This window comes from Cupriavidus gilardii, from assembly GCF_013314895.1.
Lineage (GTDB): Bacteria > Pseudomonadota > Gammaproteobacteria > Burkholderiales > Burkholderiaceae > Cupriavidus > Cupriavidus gilardii_C.
The window spans coordinates 1-20136 of sequence record NZ_JABTYE010000012.1 but is presented as its reverse complement, the minus strand read 5'-3'; the positions used below and the strand labels follow the sequence as shown (position 1 = coordinate 20136).

The following is a 20136-nucleotide window of genomic DNA, read 5'->3' as shown; positions in this document are numbered from 1 at the left end:
CCCTGCGCCTACCGGCGTAGGGGTTTTTTTCTTTTAAAGTACCTACCGGCATTAATGGCTTTTCAGCGAATCATTATCAAAAAAACGCAAGCCATATCAATCGCACGCACTATATCGCTTACCGCACAGACGAAGCCATACCGCCACTTGGAAATCACTTATACCCTGCATTTCCAATAGTGAGCAGTAGTCCCGATCGATCCAAGGAGATAGGCATGGCCTCGTCAGCTGTTCTGCAAAACCACATCGATGTCGCGGTGCCCGCGGGGACCAGTACCGTCGCGGCACCGGAGGGTGCCGCCAACTTCCTGGTCGCCGGCAACAAGGACAACGTCGCCAACTATGCGCGCGAAGGCAATGACCTGCTGATCGAGTTCAAGGATGGGCAAACGTTGCGCATCCAGGGCTTCTTCGCCAATGGCGTGAACTTCAACAATCTGGTGTTCGTCGAGGGCGAGTCGCGCTGGCTGGCCACCTTCGACCAGGCGCTGATGGCAGGCGGCGACAACGTCCTCGAATCGGCGGTGGTCTACGAACCGATCGCCGACGGCAGCAGCGCGGCGCTGCTCGGCATCCTGGGTGTTGCGGCAGGTGCCGGCGTAATCGCCGCAGCGGCCGGCGGCGGCGGTGGTGGCGGCGGCGGTGACAGCCGCCCGGCGCCCGGAAGGCCGACCGTCAGCCTGCTGGACGACCAGGCGCCGGGTACGGGAACGATCGCCAACGGCAGCGCAACCAACGACGCCACGCCGACACTGCAGGGCACGGGCGCCGTACCGAACGGCCGCATCCACATCTCGATCGACGGCCAGCCGCCGGTGACCGTCAACGCCGACGGCAACGGCAACTGGAGCTACACGCCGCCGGCGCTCGCCGCTGGCCAGCATCAGATCGTCGTCACGCAGACCGGCACCGATGGCAAGACCAGCGAGCCCACGGTGATCGACGTGGCGATCGACACCACGGCGCCCGCCACGCCGACGCTGAATCCCAGCAATGGCGCGACCCTGAGCGGCACCGCCGAGGCCGGCAGCACGGTCGGCATCGACCTGAACGGCGACGGCACGCCCGAGGCGACCGTCATCGCCGACGGCAACGGCAACTGGACCTACACGCCGACCTCGCCGCTGCCCGACGGCACCACGGTCACCGTCACCGCGACCGACCCTGCAGGCAATACCAGCGGCCCCGCGACGACGACCGTCGACGCGGCCGCGCCCGCCGCGCCGGCGATTTCCGGCGTCACCGACGACACCGATCCGGTCAGCGGCCCGCTGACGTCGGGCGGCAGCACCAACGACACCACGCCGACGATCGCCGGCACCGCGGAAGCGAACAGCACGGTCCAGATCTTCAACGGCACCACGCTGCTGGGCACCGTCGTCGCCGACGGCAGCGGCAACTGGACCTTCACGCCGGCCACGCCGCTTGCCGACGGCACCTATTCGCTGACGGCGACGGCCACCGACGCGGTCGGCAATGTCAGCGGACCCGGCACCGCCTTCGTCATCACCGTCGATACCGCCGCCCCTGCCGCCCCGGCCATTACGCAGGCCACCGGCACCACGCTGGCCGGCACGGCCGAAGCCGGCAGCACCATCGCGATCGATCTGAACGGCGACGGCACGGCGGATGCCACCGTCATCGCCGATGGCAGCGGCAACTGGAGCTATACCCCCACCACGCCGCTGACCGACGGCACCACGGTCAGCGTGACCGCGGTCGATGCCGCGGGCAACAGCAGCGGGCCGGTCACCGCCACCATCGACTCGGTTGCGCCCGTCGCACCGGCGATCGCCAGCGTCACCGACGATATGGACCCGGTCAGTGGCCCGCTGACCTCGGGCGGCAGCACCAACGACGCCACGCCGACGATCGCCGGTACCGCGGAGGCGAACAGCACCGTGCAGATCTTCAACGGCACCACGCTGCTGGGCACGGCGATTGCCGACGGCACCGGCAACTGGAGCTTCACGCCGAGCACGCCGCTGGCCGACGGCAGTTACTCGCTGACGGCCACCGCGACCGATGCCGCCGGCAACACCAGCCCGGCCAGCACGGCGTTCGAGCTGACGGTCGATACCGCGCCGCCGGCAGTCCCGGTCATCGTCCAGGCCAATGGCAACACGATCGCGGGGACCGCGGACGCGAACAGCACCATCGCGATCGATACCAATGGCGACGGCACGCCCGATGCCACGGTCACCGCCGACGGCTCGGGCAACTGGACCTATACGCCGGCTACGCCGCTGCCCGACGGTGCGACGGTCAGCGTCACCGCCACCGATCCCGCCGGCAACGCCAGCGCCCCGGCCACGGCCACGATCGACGCCGTGCCGCCGGGCCTGCCGACGATCGCGCCGACCAACGGCACGCTGCTCCAGGGCACCGCCGAGGCCAACAGCACCGTCAATATCGACACCAACGGCGACGGCAGCGCCGACGCCACGGTGACCGCCGACGGCTCCGGCAACTGGACCTATACGCCGACCACGCCGCTGGCCGACGGCACCGTCGTCGAGGTCACCGCGACCGATGCCGCCGGCAACGTCAGCGCGCCGGCCAACGCCACCGTCGATGCCGCCGCGCCGGCCGCGCCCGTCATCACCACGGTGGTCGATGACGTCGATCCGGTCTCCGCGCCGCTGACTTCCGGCGACAGCACCAACGACGCCACGCCGACGATCGCCGGCTCCGCGGAAGCCAACAGCACCGTGCAGATCTTCAACGGCACCGCGCTGCTGGGCACGGCGACCGCCGACGGCAGCGGCAACTGGACCTTCTCGCCGGCCACGCCACTGGCCGACGGCAGCTATTCGCTGACCGCCGTTGCCACCGACGCCGCCGGCAACACCTGCCCGGCCAGCGCCGCCTTCGACTTCACCGTCGATACCGCCGCGCCCGCCGTGCCGGTCATCCTGCAGGCCAGCGCCGACACCATCACAGGCACGGCCGACCCGTTCAGCAGCATCGCCATCGACACCAATGGCGACGGCACGCCGGACGGCACCGTGACCGCCGATGGCAGCGGCGTGTGGAGCTTCTCGCCGGGTGTCCCGCTCGCCGACGGCACGGCAGTCAGCGTGACGGCGACCGATGCCGCCGGCAACGTCAGCACCCCGGCCACCGCCACGGTCGATGCCCTGCCCCCTGGCGCACCGACCATCGCACCGACCAACGGCACGCTGCTCGAGGGCACCGCCGAAGCCAACAGCACCGTCCGTATCGATACCAACGGCGACGGCACTGCCGACGCCACGGTCACCGCCGATGGCGCCGGCAACTGGACCTACACGCCCACGACCCCGCTGGCCGACGGCACGGTCGTCAGCGTCACGGCCACCGATGCCGCGGGCAATACCAGCGCACCGGCCACCGCCACCGTCGATGCCGCCGCACCGGCCGCGCCGACGATCGAGCCAACCAACGGCTCGGTGATCGAAGGCACCGCCGAGGCCAACAGCACCGTCAATATCGACACGAATGGCGACGGCACGCCCGATGCCACGGTCACCGCCGATGGCACCGGCAACTGGATCTACACGCCCACCACGCCGCTGGCCGACGGCACCGTCGTCAACGTCACCGCGACCGATGCCGCCGGCAACACCAGCGCACCGGCCAGCGCCACGGTCGATGCCGCGGCCCCCGCCGCACCGGCCATCACGTCGGTCGTCGACGATGTCGATCCGGTCTCGGCGCCGCTGACCTCCGGCGACAGCACCAACGACGCCACGCCGACGATCGCCGGCACCGCGGAAGCCAACAGCACGATCCAGGTCTTCAACGGCACCACGCTGCTGGGCACCGTCGTCGCCGATGGCAGCGGCAACTGGACCTTCTCGCCGACCACGCCGCTGACCGACGGCAGCTACTCGCTGACGGCCACCGCGACCGACGCGGCCGGCAACACCAGCCCGGTCAGCGGCGGATTCGACTTCACGGTCGACACCGCTGCGCCGGCCGCCCCGGTTATCACCGAGGCCAATGGCGGCACGATCGCCGGCACCGCCGAAGCCAACAGCAGCATCGCCATCGACACCGATGGCGACGGCACGCCGGATGCCACCGTGACCGCCGACGGCAGCGGCAATTGGACCTACGCGCCCACGTCGCCGATCGCCGATGGCACGACCATCAGCGTGACGGCGGCCGATGCCGCCGGCAACGCCAGTGCACCGGCGACGATCGTCATCGATTCGGTCCCGCCGGCCGCGCCAACCATCGCGCCGACCAACGGCACGCTGCTCGAAGGCACCGCCGAGGCCAACAGCACCGTCAATATCGACACCAACGGCGACGGCACGCCCGATGCCACGGTCACCGCCGATGGCACCGGCAACTGGACCTACACGCCCACCACGCCGCTGGCCGACGGCACCGTCGTCAACGTCACCGCGACCGATGCTGCCGGCAACACCAGCACACCGGCCAGCGCCACCGTCGACGCGGTGGCGCCGGGCACGCCGACGATCCAGCCAACCGACGGCACGCTGCTGCAGGGCACCGCGGACGCGAACAGCACGGTCAATATCGACACCAACGGCGACGGCACACCCGACGCCACCGTGACCGCCGACGGCACCGGCAACTGGACCTATACGCCCACGACGCCGCTGGCCGATGGCACCGTCGTCAACGTCACCGCGAGCGATGCCGCCGGCAACGTCAGCGCTCCGGCGACCACCACGGTCGATGCGCTGCCGCCGGCCATGCCGACCATCGCGCCGACCGACGGCACGCTGCTCGAGGGCACCGCCGAGGCCAACAGCACCGTCGACATCGACACCAATGGCGACGGCACGCCCGATGCCACGGTCACCGCCGACGGCAGCGGCAACTGGTCCCATACGCCGGCCACGCCGCTGCCTGACGGCACCGTCGTCAGCGTCACGGCGCGCGATGCCGTGGGCAACACCAGCGCGCCGGCCACCGCGACCGTGGATGCCGTGCCGCCGGCCGCGCCGGTCATCGCGCCGACCAACGGCACGGTGATCGAAGGCACCGCCGAGGCCAACAGCACGATCGCGATCGACACCAATGGCGACGGCACGCCCGACGCCACCGTCACCGCGGACGGCAGCGGCAGCTGGACCTATACGCCCACGACCCCGCTGGCCGACGGCACCGTCGTCAGCGCCACCGCGACCGACGCCGCTGGCAACACCAGCGCCCCGGGCAGCGCGACGGTCGACGCCGTGGCGCCGACCGCGCCGGTCATCGTCAGCGTGACCGACGATGTCGATCCGGCCAGCGGCGCCTTGACCTCGGGCGGCAGCACCAACGACAGCACGCCGACGATCGCCGGCACGGCCGAGGCCAACAGCACGGTGCGAATCTTCAACGGCACCACGCTGATCGGCACGGCAACCGCCGACGGCACTGGCAACTGGACCTTCACGCCGACCACGCCGCTGACGGACGGCGGCTATGCGCTGACGGCGATTGCGACCGATGCGGCCGGCAATGCCAGCCCGGCCAGTGCGGCCTTCAACCTGACCGTCGATACCGCGGCGCCGACCGCCACGGTGACCATCACCGGCGTCACCGACGATACCGGCGCCGCTGGAGACTGGATCACCGGCGACACCACGCCGACCTTCTCCGGCACACTCGGCGCCCCGCTGGCCGCCGGCGACCGGGTCGAAGTCAGCTACGACGGCGGCAATACCTGGACCCAGGCGACCGTCGACGGCACGACGTGGTCATGGTCGGCAAGCAATCATCAGTTCGCCGACGGCAGCCACTCGGTGACGGTGCGTGTGATCGACGCGGCCGGCAATCTCGGTACCAGCGACACGCAGGCCTTCACGATCTCAACCAACGTCGCGCCGGAGGTATCGGCGCAGGACTCGGGTGGGCTGCTCGGCATCGTCGACGCCAATGTGCTCGGGCTGATCGACCTGAGCTCGCAGCAGGTGTTCGGGGCGAGCGACTACAACAACAACATCCAGCAGGTGGTGCTGCGCTACGGCGGCCTGCTCGGCCTGCCGCTGCAGCGGTTGGGATACAACGCCGACCTTGCCGCGGAGCTCGGTATTACCGTCGTGCCGAATCACAACAGTGGCATTGGGGGCATTATCGCGGCTTCGTCCACGCTGACCATCACGTCGGCCGACGGCGGACCGATCGATACGCTGCGGCTCAACGAGCTGCTCGGCTCGGTGACGATCGAAGGCGGCCTGCTGGGCGTCAGCCTGGACCTGCTGTCGAACTTCACGATCACCGCGACCGACACCACCGGGTTGAGCGATACCGCCAACGCAGCCCAGCTCGCCAGCGCCGAGGTGCTCGCCGGTCTGCTGGGATCGAGCCAGTCCAGCGCGATCATCGAAGGCACGTCGGGCTCCGATACGCGCACCGGCACCAGCGGCAGCGACCGGCTCTACGGCTACGCGGGCGACGACACGCTCGACGGCGGCGACGGCAATGACCTGCTGCGCGGCGGCGCGGGCAACGACACGATGCGCGGCGGCGCGGGCAACGACACGATGCGCGGCGGCGCGGGCAACGACCTGCTGATCGGCGGTGCCGGCAACGACACGATGACGGGCGGCGCCGGCAGCGATGTGTTCCTGTACGAAGTCGTGGCCAACGACGGCACCGGCGGCAACGGCAGCGACATCATCACCGACTTCACGGTCGGGACGGCGCCGGGGCAAGCCGGCTCCGACGTGATCGACCTGTCGAGCCTGCTGGTCGGCTACACCGGCGACGGCGATGGCCCGGCGCATTACGTCGACGGCGTGGCAAAGGTCGACGACGGCGACAGCATCAAGCAATTCCTGGATGCCACCAGCGACGGCACCAACACGGTCATCCACATCGACCGCGACGGCGCCGGCACCGCCTTCGGCATGGAAACGCTGGTCACGCTGAACAACGTCAACACCGATCTGGAAACGCTGCTGGCCAATCGCCAGGTTCTCGTCTGAGCGAAGCGGGCGGCGGGTTCCCCGTCCCGCCGCCCGCTTCGCCGGACTTTTTCACCTCACCTGCCACAAGGAGTCCGGCCAGACTGCATCGACCGCCGTTCAATACCTTGCACTACCCCGTCGGCCGCGACGCTGCCTCGCGACCGATGCGCGGCCACATGTCAAAAGCCTTCACCGCGGACCGTGGTGATTCCGTGAAACCGACATCGTTGAGATCCATCGTGGCCCTCTTTTCAAACGGAGCGCGGACCCGGCAGCGCCCGCTCCCTTCCCGGCATCCCGCCGGGCACACGCTGCGAACCCTGCCGCCATCGGCGACGCTGTCCGCATTGACCGCACTGGCATTGCTTGCGGCGCCCTACCCCGGGACGGCATCGGCCGCACCTTATACCGCTTCCCCGGCCCCGGCGAGCGCCGCCGGCCTGCCCGGCCCATCGGCTCCCCAACGCATCGCCCTCGACGGCCTGACGCTGCGCAACGCGGTCGGCATCGCGATCGCGCGCCATCCCGACATCAGCCGCGCCAACGCGGTGGTCACGCAGAACCTGTCCGAGATCTCCGTGGCCAAGGCCGCCTGGTATCCGAAGATCGAGTACGGCGTGCAGCCCGGCTATGGCGGCAGCTTCGGCAGCGGCGGCAACGATCTCGGCTCGCGCGCCTCGGTCGGCGCGAGCCAACTGCTCTACGACTTCGGCCGCACACGCAGCAAGATCTCCGCGGCCGACGCCAATCTGGGCAAGAGCCAGCATCAACTCGCCGACACCGTCGAGACGGTGGCCGCCAATACCGCGGATACCTTTGTCGAACTGGCCGCGAGCCAGGCCGTGATCGCCGCCGCGCAACGCCAGGTGGCATCGATGGAGGAAACCCGCGCGCGCATCGGCGAGCGGGTGCGCGCCGGCCTGTCGGTGTCGTCCGACCGTGACCTGGCCGAGGTCGCGACGCTGCGTGCCAATGCCGAAGTGCTGAAGGCACGCAACCGCTTCGATGTGGCCGCCACCAAACTGGCCGAACTGATCGGCACGCGTCCGCAGCAGGTGGCGGACCTGGCCAACACCGGCGGCGTGATCGAGCGGATCACGCGCGACGGCGGCGGCGGACGCGACGAGCAGATCGACGAGACGCCATCGGTGCTGGCCGCCCGCGCCGCCGTCGAAGCCGCAGCCGCCAATGTCGATCTCGCCAAGGCCGAACGCTATCCATCGGTCAGCGTCGGCGTCAGCCGTTCGCTGTCCACCGGGCGCGCCAACGCCAACGACGACACCTGGGTCGGCCTGTCGATCCGCGGCGACTTCTCGCTGGGCCGGCTCGCCCAGCATCGCATCGCCGCCGCGCAGGCGCAGGAACGCGCCGCCGCCGATGCGCTGGACAACCAGCGCCTGCGCACGCGCACCGCGCTGTATGCCGCGCAGACCGAGGCCGAGGGCGCGGCCGCGCGGCTGGCCAGCTACCGCAACGTGATCGAGCTGTCGCGCTCGTCGCGCAATCTCTACTGGCAGGAATACATGCTGAACAAGCGCTCGCTGACCGAGGTCATCACCCGCGACCGCGAGATCTTCCTGGCCGAGGAAGAATGGATCAACGCCATGGCCGACGGCATTCGCGCCCGCATCAAGGCGTACGCGGCAGTCGGCAAGTTCGTGGAGCTGCTGCGGCAGCAGGAAGGGACACGCGATGAATGACCCCACTCCATTGAGCGCGCTGGCACAGGCGGAGCAAGCGCCGGCCCGCGCAGCCGGCGATCCCGCGCCGGCCGATGCGGCGCTGCAGCCGTGGATCGATGCCGTGTTGATGGCGGCGCGGCAATTGAACGTGCAGAGTTCGCCGGAGCAGTTGCGCAATGCCGCCGCGTGGGCCGAGGCCGGCAAGCAGGCTTCCGAGTCCGCCATCGTCGAGCTGGCAGCGTCCGGTGGTCTCGCTGCGCAATTCGTCGATCTGCCGGCGGCATCGCTGTCGCCCGTGATGCTGCCGGTGCTGGTGCCGCTCGGCCGGCAGGTCGGCATGGTGATCGCCGTCATCAACGGCGTGGCGACCCTGCTGCTGCCGCTCGACGGCAAGCCGGTCGAGCGCAGCATGACGCTCGACACGCTGTCGCGCGAAGCGAGCGGCCGGCTGCTGCTGGTACAGGCACGCGCAACCCGGCGCGGCGATCGGCTCGACGCCTATCTGCGCGCGGCGCCCGCTTCCTGGCTGAGCGGCATCTTCACCACGCATTGGCGCACGCTGCTCGACCTGGGTCTGGGCTCGCTGTTCGGCAATCTGCTGGCGGTGGGCACCTCGCTGTTCGCGATGCAGGTGTGGGACCGCGTGGTGCCGGCGCGCTCGCTGCATACGCTGTGGGTGCTGGCCTCGGGCGTGGCGCTCGCGCTGGCGCTGGAACTGCTGATCCGCACCGCGCGCGTCTCAATCACCGACCACTTCGGCAAACGCGTCGACATGAAGCTGTCGGCCATGTTCTTCGCGCGCGTGCTCGACATTCGCAACGATGCGCGGCCGCGCTCGCCCGGCACGCTGATCGCGCAGCTGCGCGACCTCGAACAGCTGCGCGAGCTGCTGACCTCGAGCACGCTGGGCGTGCTGATCGACCTGCCGTTCGTGGCCGCCTTCCTGTTCATCATCTGGGTACTGGGTGGCTGGCTGGTGATGATTCCGCTGGCGGCGATTCCGCTGCTGATCCTGCCGGGGCTGCTGGCGCAGATTCCGCTGGCCAGGCTGTCGCGCGAAGGGATGGCCGAGGCCGCACTGCGCAACGCGATCCTGATGGAGTCGATCTACCGCGCCGAAGACATCAAGTCGCTGCAGGCCGAGCCGCGCTTCCGCGGGCTGTGGGACCACGCCAACGAGGTCAATGGCGCGATCGGGCTGAAGCAGCGCTTTATCGCGGGGCTGCTGGTCAACGTCTCGCAGACGGTGCAGCAGATCGCCTATGTCGGCGTGGTGATCGCCGGCGTCTACGGCATCCTCGACGGCAATCTGTCGTTCGGCGCGGTGCTGGCCTGCTCGATCCTGACCAGCCGCACCATCGCGCCATTAGCGCAGATTCCCGCGGTACTCGGACGCATCCAGAACGCGCGCGTCGGCAAGAAGGCGCTGGACGAACTGCTGCGGTTGCCGGTGGACCACGATCCCGACAAGGACACCTATCACAAGCCGGTGCTGCGCGGCGGCTATCGCTTCGAGAACGTCGCCTTCAGCTTCGATGCGCAGGAAAAGCCGGTGCTGACGATTCCGCAGCTGCGCATCGTGCCGGGCGAGCGCATCGCGATCCTGGGGCGCGTCGGCGCGGGCAAGTCGACGCTGCTGCGGCTCGCCGGCGGGCTGGCCACGCCGACGCAGGGACGCATCGTGCTCGACGACACGCCGATGGCATTGATCGATGTCGCCGACCTCCGGCGCGACATCGGCAGCGTGCTGCAGGAATCGAGCCCCTTCTACGGCACGCTGCGCGACAACCTGTTGATCGCCAATCCGCTGGCCACCGACGAACAGCTGCTGCGCGCGCTGCGCATCGCCTGCGCCGACCAGCTGCTGCTGAACCAGCCGCACGGGCTGGACCTGCGCATCCGCGAAAACGGCCTCGGTCTTTCCGGCGGCCAGAAGCAGGTGCTGATTCTGGCGCGGACCTTCCTGCGCGATCCGCAGATCCTGCTGCTCGACGAACCGACCGCATCGCTGGACGAAGGCACCGAGCTGGCGGTGATCGAGCGGATGCGCCAATGGATGGGCCGCCGCACGCTGATCGTCGCCACGCACCGCTATCCGGTGCTGTCGCTGGTCGATCGCATCATCGTGGTCGATCGCGGGCGCATCGTGCGCGACGGGCCGAAGGAAGAGGTGCTGGCCGCGCTCAAGCGCACGGCGGCGCCGCGGCCGGCGGCATCGCAGACTTCCGCGAATCCGTCGGCACAGGCATCGGCACAAGCGTCGACACAACCCTCCGCGCAACCATCGTCACGGGCGTCCGCCCATGCGGCTCCGGCCGCGGAGTAGCCCCATGGACAAGTTCTCGATGCGTGCACGATTCGAAGACGGCGCCGGCGGTGCGCGGCTGCTGCTGTGGCTGGGCATCGGTGCGATCGCCGCCTTCCTGCTGTGGTCGGCCTTCGCCAGCCTGGATGAAGTCGCTGTCGGCGAGGGCAAGGTGACGCCCGCCTCCAAGGGCCAAATCATCCAGAGCCTGGAGGGCGGCATCCTGGCCGAACTGGCGGTGCGCGAGGGCGATGTGGTCGAGGCCGGCCAGCAGCTGGCCACGCTGGACCCGGTGCAGGCGCGCTCGTCGATGGAGGAAACGCTGGAGCGCATCGCCGCGCTGCAGGCGCGGGCGGCGCGGCTGCATGCCGAGATGAACGATGCCGACTCGGTCAACTTCCCCGCCGAGCTGGCGCGCGATACCGCCGTGGTCGAACGGGAGAGGCAGCTGTTCGTCGCCAACCGCCGCGCCTTCCGCGAGAACCTGGCCAATCTGCGCCAGCAGCTGCGCCTGGCCGAGCAGGAACTGCAGATCGCCCTGCCCTTGCTGCGCACCGGCGCCACCAACGAAGTGGAGATCCTGCGGCTGCGGCAGAAGGTGGCGGAGTTCGCGACCAAGCTCGACTCGACGCAGAGCGAGTACTACGTCGCACTGAAGGCGGACTACGCCAAGACGATGGCGGACCTGGGCCCGCTGCTGAAGGTGCGCGAGGGACGCGCCGACCAGCTGCGGCGCACCGCGATCACGTCCCCGGCGCGCGGCATCGTCAAGGACATCCGCGTCTCCACCATCGGCGGCGTGATCACGCCGGGCGGCGTGCTGATGGAGATCGTGCCGCTGGGCGACCAACTGCTGATCGAGGCGCGGCTGTCGCCTCGCGACATCGCCTTCATCCATCCGGACCAGGAGGCCACGGTCAAGATCACCGCGTTCGAGCCGTCGATCTACGGAACGCTGCCGGCCAGGGTCGACCGCATCTCGCCCGACACCATCGAGGACCAGGTCGATCGGCGCATCTACTACTACCGCGTCTATGTGCTGACCGAGCACGCGTATCTGGAAACGAAGGAGGGCAAGCGCCATCCGATCCTGCCCGGCATGGTGGCGACGGCGGAGATTCGCACGGGACGCCGAACCGTGATGGACTATTTGATCAAGCCGCTGAACCGCGCGGCGGAGGCCCTGCGCGAACGCTAGCCCTTGCGCAGATAGGTCACCAGCCGATCGATCACCGGCGCATTGCGCGGGGTCATCAGGCTGACCAGGATGGCCACGGCAAACCCGGCCGGCACGCCAAACGCACCCGAGGCGATCGGATCGACGCCGAACCAGCGGTCGCCGAAAATGCCGGTCATCCGCGTGAAGAAGGGGTAGTTGACGAAGATGTAGTAGATCGACACCGACAGCCCGGCCAGCATGCCGGCGAATGCGCCGGCCGCGGTGGTGCGCTTCCAGAAGATCGCCAGCACCAGCACCGGGAAGAAGCTCGACGCCGCCAGCGAGAACGCCGCGCCGACCAGGAACAGGATGTTGCCGGGCCGCAGCGACGTCACGTACGCGGCGAACAGCGCCACGCCCAGCAGCAGGATCTTGGCGGTGGTCACGCGCCGCTGCTGGCTCGCGCCGCGATCGACCATGTGATAGAAGACGTCGTGCGACAGCGCGTTGGCGATCGTCAGCAGCAGCCCGTCGGCGGTCGACAGCGCGGCGGCCAGCGCGCCGGCGGCGACCAGGCCCGAGATCACGTACGGCAGCCCTGCGATCTCCGGCGCGGCCAGCACGATCATGTCCGGCTGGATCATGATCTCGGCCCACTGCACGATGCCGTCGCCATTGACATCGCGGATGCCGAACACCGGCGGATCGATGCGCCGCCATTGCGTGACCCAGGCCGGCAGATCGGTATAGGGCGTGCCTACCAGATGATGCAGGAACTGGTATTTGACCAGCGCCGCCAGCGTGGGCGCGCTGACGTACAGCAGCGCGATGAAGAACACCGCCCAGGCCACCGAATTGCGGCTCTCCTTGACCGACGGCGTGGTGTAGAGCCGCGTCAGGATATGCGGCAGGCTCGCGGTGCCCAGCATCAGGCAGAAGGTCAGCAGCACGAAGTTCAGCCGCTCGGTCTTGCGCTCGGCCTCCGACGGCGACGGATAGGGCTCGGTGGCGGGCACCGGCGGCTGGCTGCGCGCCAGCGCCTCCTCGCGCTGCTGCGTCCATTGCTGCAGCGCCGCGGCCGGGTCGGCCGGATACTCGGTGCGCTCGCGCTCCACGGCCTTCATCTCGCGCAACGGCGCGTTGCGGGCGCGCAGCTCGAGCAGCCGTGCATTGAGCTGGTCGCGCACCTCGTCGAACGACTGCGGCAACCGCGCAATGCGCTCCTGCAGCTCGATCGCCTGCTGCCGGTAATGCTCGCGCACAGCGAGCTCTGCCGGATCGCGCAGCAGCTCGCGCTCGCGCTGCCCGATATCGGTCAGCACCGTGCCGTAGCCGAGCTGCGGCACCGCCTCGCCGTGATGCTTCCACGCGATCATCGACACCGTGACCAGAAAGGCCACGATCATCACGATGTACTGCGCGACCTGGGTCCAGGTCACCGCACGCATGCCGCCAAGGAAGGAGCAGACCAGGATGCCGGCCAGGCCGAAGAACACGCCGACGGCGAAGTCGACGCCGATGAAGCGCGTGACCACCAGGCCCACGCCCTGGATCTGCGCGACCAGATAGACGAAGGAACAGAGCGATGCGGCCAGCACCGCGATGCCGCGCACCGGCAGATTGCCGCCCGGCTTGCCGTTGCCGTAGCGCGCGGCAAGAAAGTCCGGGATGGTGTAGCCGCCGTACTTGCGCAGATACGGTGCGAGCAGGAAGGCCACCAGGCAGTAGCCGCCGGTCCAGCCCATCACATAGGCCAGCCCCTCGTAGCCCGAGGCGAACAGGATGCCGGCCAGCCCGATGAACGATGCCGCGCTCATCCAGTCGGCGGCGATCGCCATGCCGTTGAACATCGCGGGCACGCGCCGGCCCGCGACATAGTATTCGTGCAGATCCGCGGTGCGGCAGATCAACCCGATGCAGGCGTAGATCGCGATCGTGATGAACAGGAAGACGTAGCCGAGCCAGAGCGCATCGGCGTTGGAACGCTCGAGCAGCCCCATCATGCCGATGAAGCCGAACAGTCCGAGCGTGAACAGGCCGTAGTACAGCAGCAGCCGGCGGCGAAAGCGCGACTGGGCTTGGGCCATGGGCGGGGGCGTGGAAGGAACGGAAAGCGAACCGACGCGCGGCGGCGAAACGCAAGCGGGCGCCGTGACAGCGGCGCCCGCTTCGCGCGGCGGCTCTTACTTGGGCTGGCGCAGCTGTTCGAGGATGGCGGGGTTCTCCAGCGTGGAGGTGTCCTGCGTGATTTCCTCATTCCTGGCCAGCGACCGCAGCAGACGGCGCATGATCTTGCCCGAGCGCGTCTTCGGCAGGTTGTCGCCAAAGCGGATGTCCTTCGGCTTGGCGATCGGCCCGATCTCCCTGGCGACCCAGTTGCGCAGCTCGTTGGCGATCTGCACGGCCTCTTCGTCGGTCGGCCGCGCACGCTTGAGCACCACGAAGGCGCAGATCGCCTCGCCGGTGGTGTCGTCAGGTCGGCCGACCACGGCGGCCTCGGCGACGATCGGGTTGGCCACCAGCGCCGACTCGATCTCCATCGTGCCCATGCGGTGGCCCGACACGTTCAGCACATCGTCGATGCGACCCATGATGGTGAAGTAGCCGGTCTCCTTGTCGCGCACCGCACCGTCGCCGGCCAGATAGAGCTTGCCGCCGAGGTCGGCCGGGAAATAGCTTTTCTTGAAGCGCTCCGGATCGCCCCAGATGGTGCGGATCATCGCCGGCCAAGGGCGCTTGACCACCAGGATGCCGCCGCTGCCGTTGGGCACGTCCTGGCCGGTCTCGTCGACCACCGCGGCCATGATGCCCGGCAGCGGCAGCGTGCACGAGCCCGGCACCAGCGGCGTCGCGCCCGGCAGCGGCGTGATCATGTGGCCGCCGGTCTCGGTCTGCCAGAAGGTATCGACGATCGGGCAGCGGCCGCGGCCGATATTCTCGTGGTACCACATCCACGCCTCGGGGTTGATCGGCTCGCCGACGGTGCCGAGCAGGCGCAGGCTCGACAGGTCGTACTGCTTCGGATGCACGGCCTGGTCGGCCTCGGCCGCCTTGATCAGCGAGCGGATCGCGGTCGGCGCGGTGTAGAACACGCTGACCTTGTGGCGGGCGATCATGTCCCAGAAGCGGCCGGCGTTCGGATAGGTCGGGATGCCCTCGAACATCAGCTGGGTCGCCCCGGCCGCCAGCGGGCCGTAGGCGATATAGGTATGGCCGGTGACCCAGCCGATGTCGGCGGTACACCAGTACAGGTCGTCGGGCTTGATGTCGAAAGTCCACTTCATCGTCATCAGCGCCCACAGCAGATAACCGCCGGTGCTGTGCTGCACGCCCTTGGGCTTGCCGGTCGAGCCCGAGGTGTAAAGCACGAACAGCGGATGCTCGGCATCGACCGGCTCGGCCTCGCAGGTCTCGGGCTGGCCCGCGCAGACCTCGTCGAGCCACCGGTCGCGGCCTTCGACCCAGTTGACGTTGCCGCCGGTGCGGCGATAGACCACCACGTGCTTGACCGCCTCGCAGCCGCCCAGCGCCAGCGCCTCGTCGGCGATCGCCTTCAGCGGCAGGGCCTTGCCGCCGCGCATCTGCTCGTCGGCGGTCAGCAGCGCCACCGCGCCGACGTCGACCAGCCGCTCCTGCAGCGACTTGGCGGAGAAGCCGCCGAACACGACCGAATGGGTAGCACCGATGCGGGCGCAGGCCTGCATCGCGCAGACGCCCTCGATCGACATCGGCATATAGATGACGACGCGATCGCCCTTCTTGATGCCGAGCGCCTTCAGGCCATTGGCCAGCTGGCACACGCGCGCATGCAGTTCGCGATAGGTGACCCTGGTCACCGTGCCGTCGTCGGCCTCGAACACGATCGCGACCTTGTCGGCGTTGCCGTTCTCGAGATTGCGCTCCAGGCAGTTGTACGAGGCGTTGAGCTGGCCGTCCTCGAACCATTTGTAGAACGGTGCGTTGCTCTCGTTCAGGACCTTGGTGAAGGGCTTGGCCCAGACCAGCTGCTCGCGGGCATGGCGCGCCCAGAAGCCTTCGTAGTCGCGCTCGGCCTCTTCGCACAGCGCGCGGTAGGCGTCCATGCCGGAAATGGCGGCGCTCTTGGCGAACGATTCGGGTGGGGGGAATACGCGATGCTCTTGCATCACCGATTCGATGGCGGACATAGCTCGTCTCCTGAAAGGCCGGATATGGCTTCGATACTTTGGCCGCAACGCTACGCTGCGCGGCTTACTGCAACCTGACGGTGTCCTGGCATCGTCACGCGCATCGGCATGCGATCCGCACGCGCGCCGTTGGGCGGAAGGCGCATTGCATTGCAGCAATGGTGGCGCCAGCGCATGGCGCGCGCAGCGTTTGCATGTGAAGCCTAAGCCTTAAGGCTAGCACAGCTATAATCGCCCGGCGCGTGCGATGGCGCGCCGATTGCGCTGCGATTGCGCTCCGATCGCGTCCATCGCGTCCATCGCCTCCATCGCGCGGCGTGCCACCGATCAACGAACCCGTGCCCCCTTCCGTTCCCCTCAATGCCCTGCTGCTGGCCGCCTCGATGGCGCTGGTCGGCAGCAATGTCGGCCTCGGCAAGGCGATCGTGGCCCATGTGCCGATCCTGCTGTTCGCGCTGCTGCGCTTCGTGATCGCCATCGTCTGCCTGTCGCCCTGGTATCGGCCCGCGCGCATGCGCCGCGTGACCCGCCACGAATGGTGGAACCTGTTCCTGCAGGCCTTCTTCGGAACCTTTCTGTTCACGCTGCTGATGCTCGGCGGCGTGCGTCTGACCAGCGCGATGTCCGCCGGCGTCATCACCAGCACCATCCCGGCCACCGTGGCGATCCTGTCCTGGCTGGTGCTGCGCGAACGGCTGTCGCGCCGGACCGTGCTGTCGGTGCTGCTGGCGGTGGCCGGCATCGCGGTGCTCAATATCGCGCGCAGCGGCCAGCAGGGCAGCGGCGGCGGCGATGCGCTGCTCGGCAACCTGATGGTGATGGGCGCGGTGGTCTGCGAATCGATCTACGTGATCCTGTCCAAGCGGCTGGCGCAGACGCTGGCCGCGATCGAGATCTGCGCCTATACGCATCTGATCGGCGGCCTGCTGATGCTGCCGCTCGGAGTGGTGCCGCTGTTCCACTTCGACGCGAGCGCCGTGCCGCTGCATGTCTGGGCCATGGTGCTGTGGTACGCGCTGTCGGCCAGCGTGTTCTCGTTCTGGCTGTGGATGAAGGGCATCCGCCATGTGCCGGCGCAGCTGGCCGGCGTGTTCACCTCGGTGCTGCCGATCGCGGCGGCGCTCTATGGGATCGTGTTCCTCGGCGAGACGCCGGGCTGGGCCCACGGCGTCGCGCTGGTGTGCGTGCTGGCGGGCATCGCGCTGGCGAGCTGGCCAGGAAAGCTGGCGCGTGCCGCGGCAAAACGAGGCGCCGGCACAGACGAGACCGCGGGCATCGAGCCCGAGCCTGGCGCCACGGTACAATCCCGCGGCCGCTGACCGGCGCGCGCCTCATCGGGACGCCGGACGGCGCATCGCCCCCTGCGTATCGCGCACCCAAGCAACGCAAACCCCAACGCAACCATCAAGCAAGGACCATGGCATCGAACTTATCGCCGGAGCCGCATCGGATGCGCCCGATTCCCCGTCTGATCTTCGCCTCGCGCTGGCTGCAGCTGCCGCTGTACCTGGGCCTGATCGTCGCGCAAGGCGTCTACGTCTATCACTTCCTGATGGAGGTCTGGCACCTGCTGGCCCACGTCACCGAGTACGACGAGAACAAGATCATGCTGGTGGTGCTGGGCCTGATCGACGTGGTGATGATCTCCAATCTGCTGATCATGGTGATCGTGGGCGGCTACGAGACCTTCGTGTCGCGGCTGGGCATCGACAACCATCCTGACGAGCCCGAATGGCTGGACCACGTCAATGCCGGCGTGCTGAAGGTCAAGCTGTCGATGGCGCTGATCGGCATCTCGTCGATCCATCTGCTCAAGACCTTCATCGACGCGCCGCAGCGCGACACCCATACGATCCTGTGGCAGGTGGTGATCCATGTCGCCTTCCTGTTCTCGGCGATCGCGATGGCGTGGGTCGACAAGCTGATCACGCATTCGCATCCGGCGCTGCAGGATCGGGGGCTGTAACCCGGACTGCGACTGGAGCAGAAACCGCGGCCCGGCGCCGCGGTTTTTTATTGCGCCGCGGTCGTCGGCCGTTTGTCCGCTATTCGCGCACGATGTGGAATTAACGCCACTTTTAATGGCAGGCAGCCGCCCGGCGTCCGGGACGCGTTTGGCGAGGGGGTGTATGATTCGGGCGGAATTTTCGTCCGCTTTTGTCCGACTGCCCTCCCCCACAAGACATGACCGTCATCAAGCAAGAAGACCTGATCCAGAGCGTCGCCGACTCCCTGCAGTACATCAGCTACTACCACCCGATGGACTACATCACCAGCCTGGGCCGTGCCTACGAGCTGGAACAGAGTCCGGCGGCCAAGGACGCGATCGCGCAGATTCTGACCAACAGCCGCATGTGCGCCGAAGGCAAGCGCCCGATCTGCCAGGACACCGGCATCGTGACCGTCTTCGTCAAGGTCGGCATGGATGTGCGCTGGGACGGCGCCACCATGAGCCTGACCGACATGATCAATGAGGGCGTGCGCCGGGGCTATACCCATCCCGACAACGTGCTGCGCGCCTCGATCGTCGATCCGCCCGAAGGCGGCCGCAAGAACACCAAGGACAACACGCCCGCGGTGATCCACTACGAGATCGTCCCGGGCGACAAGGTCGACATCCAGGTCGCGGCCAAGGGCGGCGGCTCGGAGAACAAGTCCAAGTTCGTGATGCTGAACCCGTCCGACTCGATCGTCGACTGGGTGCTCAAGACCGTGCCGACCATGGGCGCGGGCTGGTGCCCGCCCGGCATGCTGGGCATCGGCATCGGCGGCACCGCCGAGAAGGCGATGGTGATGGCCAAGGAATCGTTGATGGAATCGATCGACATCCAGGACATCATCGCCCGCGGTCCGAAGGACTGGATCGAGGAACTGCGCGTCGAGCTGTACGAGAAGGTCAATGCGCTGGGCATCGGCGCGCAGGGCCTGGGCGGCCTGGCCACCGTGCTCGACGTCAAGATCATGGCCGCGCCGACGCACGCCGCGTCCAAGCCGGTGGCGATGATCCCGAACTGCGCCGCCACCCGCCACGTGCATTTCACGCTGGACGGCAGCGGCCCGGCCAGGCTGGAAGCGCCGGACCTGTCGCAGTGGCCGCAGGTCGAGTGGGCGCCGAACACGGAGACGTCGAAGCGCGTCGATCTGAACACGCTGACGCCCGAGGAAGTCGCCTCGTGGAAGCCCGGCCAGACGCTGCTGCTGAACGGCAAGATGCTGACCGGCCGCGACGCCGCGCACAAGCGTATCGCCGACATGCTGGCCAAGGGCGAGAAGCTGCCGATCGACTTCACCAACCGCGTGATCTACTACGTCGGCCCGGTCGATCCGGTGCGTGACGAAGTGGTCGGCCCGGCCGGCCCCACCACCGCCACGCGGATGGACAAGTTCACCGAGACCATGCTGTCGCAGACGGGCCTGATCGCGATGATCGGCAAGGCCGAGCGCGGCCCGGTGGCGATCGAGGCGATCCAGAAGCACAAGTCGGCCTACCTGATGGCGGTCGGCGGCGCGGCCTACCTGGTGTCGAAGGCGATCCGCGGCGCCAAGGTGCTGGCGTTCGAAGACCTCGGCATGGAAGCGATCTACGAGTTCGACGTCAAGGACATGCCGGTGACGGTGGCGGTCGACAGCAGCGGTACGTCGGTGCACAAGACCGGCCCGGCGGAATGGCAGGCCAAGATCGGCAAGATTCCGGTCGCGGCGGTTTAAGCAGCGTTTGTCCTGCAGGGAAGTCGCTGTGGTGCAGGCGACCGCCCTGGCCCCTGGCCCTGGCCCTCTCCCCGGCCCCTCTCCCGCAAGCGGGCGAGGGGAGCAAACCGATCGGTCTATCGACTGCCAGGGCGTGCTCCCTCTCTCGCTGGCGGGAGAGGGTTGGGGATAGGGCAAACCCCGCATCCCCCCTCTTCTGCGC

The 20136-nt window shown here is 68.4% G+C and carries 9 protein-coding genes; 7 read left to right on the top strand and 2 right to left on the bottom strand.

The features are described 5' to 3' along the window. The first annotated feature begins 215 nt into the window (after window positions 1–215). From HTY53_RS13330 to HTY53_RS13315, 4 genes are all read left to right on the top strand, one after another. Window positions 216–6932, top strand: coding sequence for an Ig-like domain-containing protein (locus HTY53_RS13330; RefSeq protein ID WP_174107012.1), 6717 nt, complete (start codon window positions 216–218; stop codon window positions 6930–6932). A gap of 329 nt (window positions 6933–7261) precedes the next feature. Beyond that, complete coding sequence (locus HTY53_RS13325) at window positions 7262–8614, top strand: TolC family protein (RefSeq protein WP_438820959.1); 1353 nt, start codon at window positions 7262–7264, stop codon at window positions 8612–8614. Then, window positions 8607–10922 (top strand): type I secretion system permease/ATPase, encoded by a 2316-nt coding sequence (locus HTY53_RS13320; protein WP_174107010.1) that lies wholly within the window; start codon window positions 8607–8609, stop codon window positions 10920–10922. The genes HTY53_RS13325 and HTY53_RS13320 overlap by 8 nt, the downstream gene beginning before the upstream one ends. A 4-nt stretch (window positions 10923–10926) precedes the next feature. Beyond that, entirely contained in the window at window positions 10927–12099 is a 1173-nt protein-coding gene (locus tag HTY53_RS13315) for an HlyD family efflux transporter periplasmic adaptor subunit (protein ID WP_174107009.1), read from the top strand. Here the strand turns inward: HTY53_RS13315 and HTY53_RS13310 are convergent. Together HTY53_RS13310 and acs are read right to left on the bottom strand one after the other, a co-directional pair. Continuing rightward, window positions 12096–14147 (bottom strand): VC_2705 family sodium/solute symporter, encoded by a 2052-nt coding sequence (locus tag HTY53_RS13310; protein WP_174107008.1) that lies wholly within the window; start codon window positions 14145–14147, stop codon window positions 12096–12098. The genes HTY53_RS13315 and HTY53_RS13310 overlap by 4 nt on opposite strands. A 96-nt stretch (window positions 14148–14243) precedes the next feature. After that, entirely contained in the window at window positions 14244–16226 is a 1983-nt protein-coding gene (gene acs / locus HTY53_RS13305; protein ID WP_174107007.1) for an acetate--CoA ligase, read from the bottom strand. A gap of 338 nt (window positions 16227–16564) precedes the next feature. Between acs and HTY53_RS13300 the strand changes: the two genes are divergently transcribed. From HTY53_RS13300 to HTY53_RS13290, 3 genes are all read left to right on the top strand, one after another. Continuing rightward, entirely contained in the window at window positions 16565–17545 is a 981-nt protein-coding gene (locus HTY53_RS13300; protein ID WP_368040992.1) for a DMT family transporter, read from the top strand. A 98-nt stretch (window positions 17546–17643) separates the two neighbouring features. Next, window positions 17644–18192 (top strand): TIGR00645 family protein, encoded by a 549-nt coding sequence (locus HTY53_RS13295; protein WP_174107006.1) that lies wholly within the window; start codon window positions 17644–17646, stop codon window positions 18190–18192. Window positions 18193–18410: 218 nt separating this feature from the next. Next, window positions 18411–19934, top strand: coding sequence for a fumarate hydratase (locus HTY53_RS13290; RefSeq protein WP_174107005.1), 1524 nt, complete (start codon window positions 18411–18413; stop codon window positions 19932–19934). The last annotated feature ends 202 nt before the right edge of the window (window positions 19935–20136 follow it).

Coding starts and splice junctions, on each gene's coding strand:
- HTY53_RS13330 (WP_174107012.1), top strand. CDS start 216: ATGGCCTCGTCAGCTGTTCTGCAAAACCACATCGATGTCGCGGTGCCC.
- acs (WP_174107007.1), bottom strand. CDS start 16,226: ATGTCCGCCATCGAATCGGTGATGCAAGAGCATCGCGTATTCCCCCCA.
- HTY53_RS13295 (WP_174107006.1), top strand. CDS start 17,644: ATGGCATCGAACTTATCGCCGGAGCCGCATCGGATGCGCCCGATTCCC.
- HTY53_RS13315 (WP_174107009.1), top strand. CDS start 10,927: ATGGACAAGTTCTCGATGCGTGCACGATTCGAAGACGGCGCCGGCGGT.
- HTY53_RS13290 (WP_174107005.1), top strand. CDS start 18,411: ATGACCGTCATCAAGCAAGAAGACCTGATCCAGAGCGTCGCCGACTCC.
- HTY53_RS13310 (WP_174107008.1), bottom strand. CDS start 14,147: ATGGCCCAAGCCCAGTCGCGCTTTCGCCGCCGGCTGCTGCTGTACTAC.
- HTY53_RS13320 (WP_174107010.1), top strand. CDS start 8,607: ATGAATGACCCCACTCCATTGAGCGCGCTGGCACAGGCGGAGCAAGCG.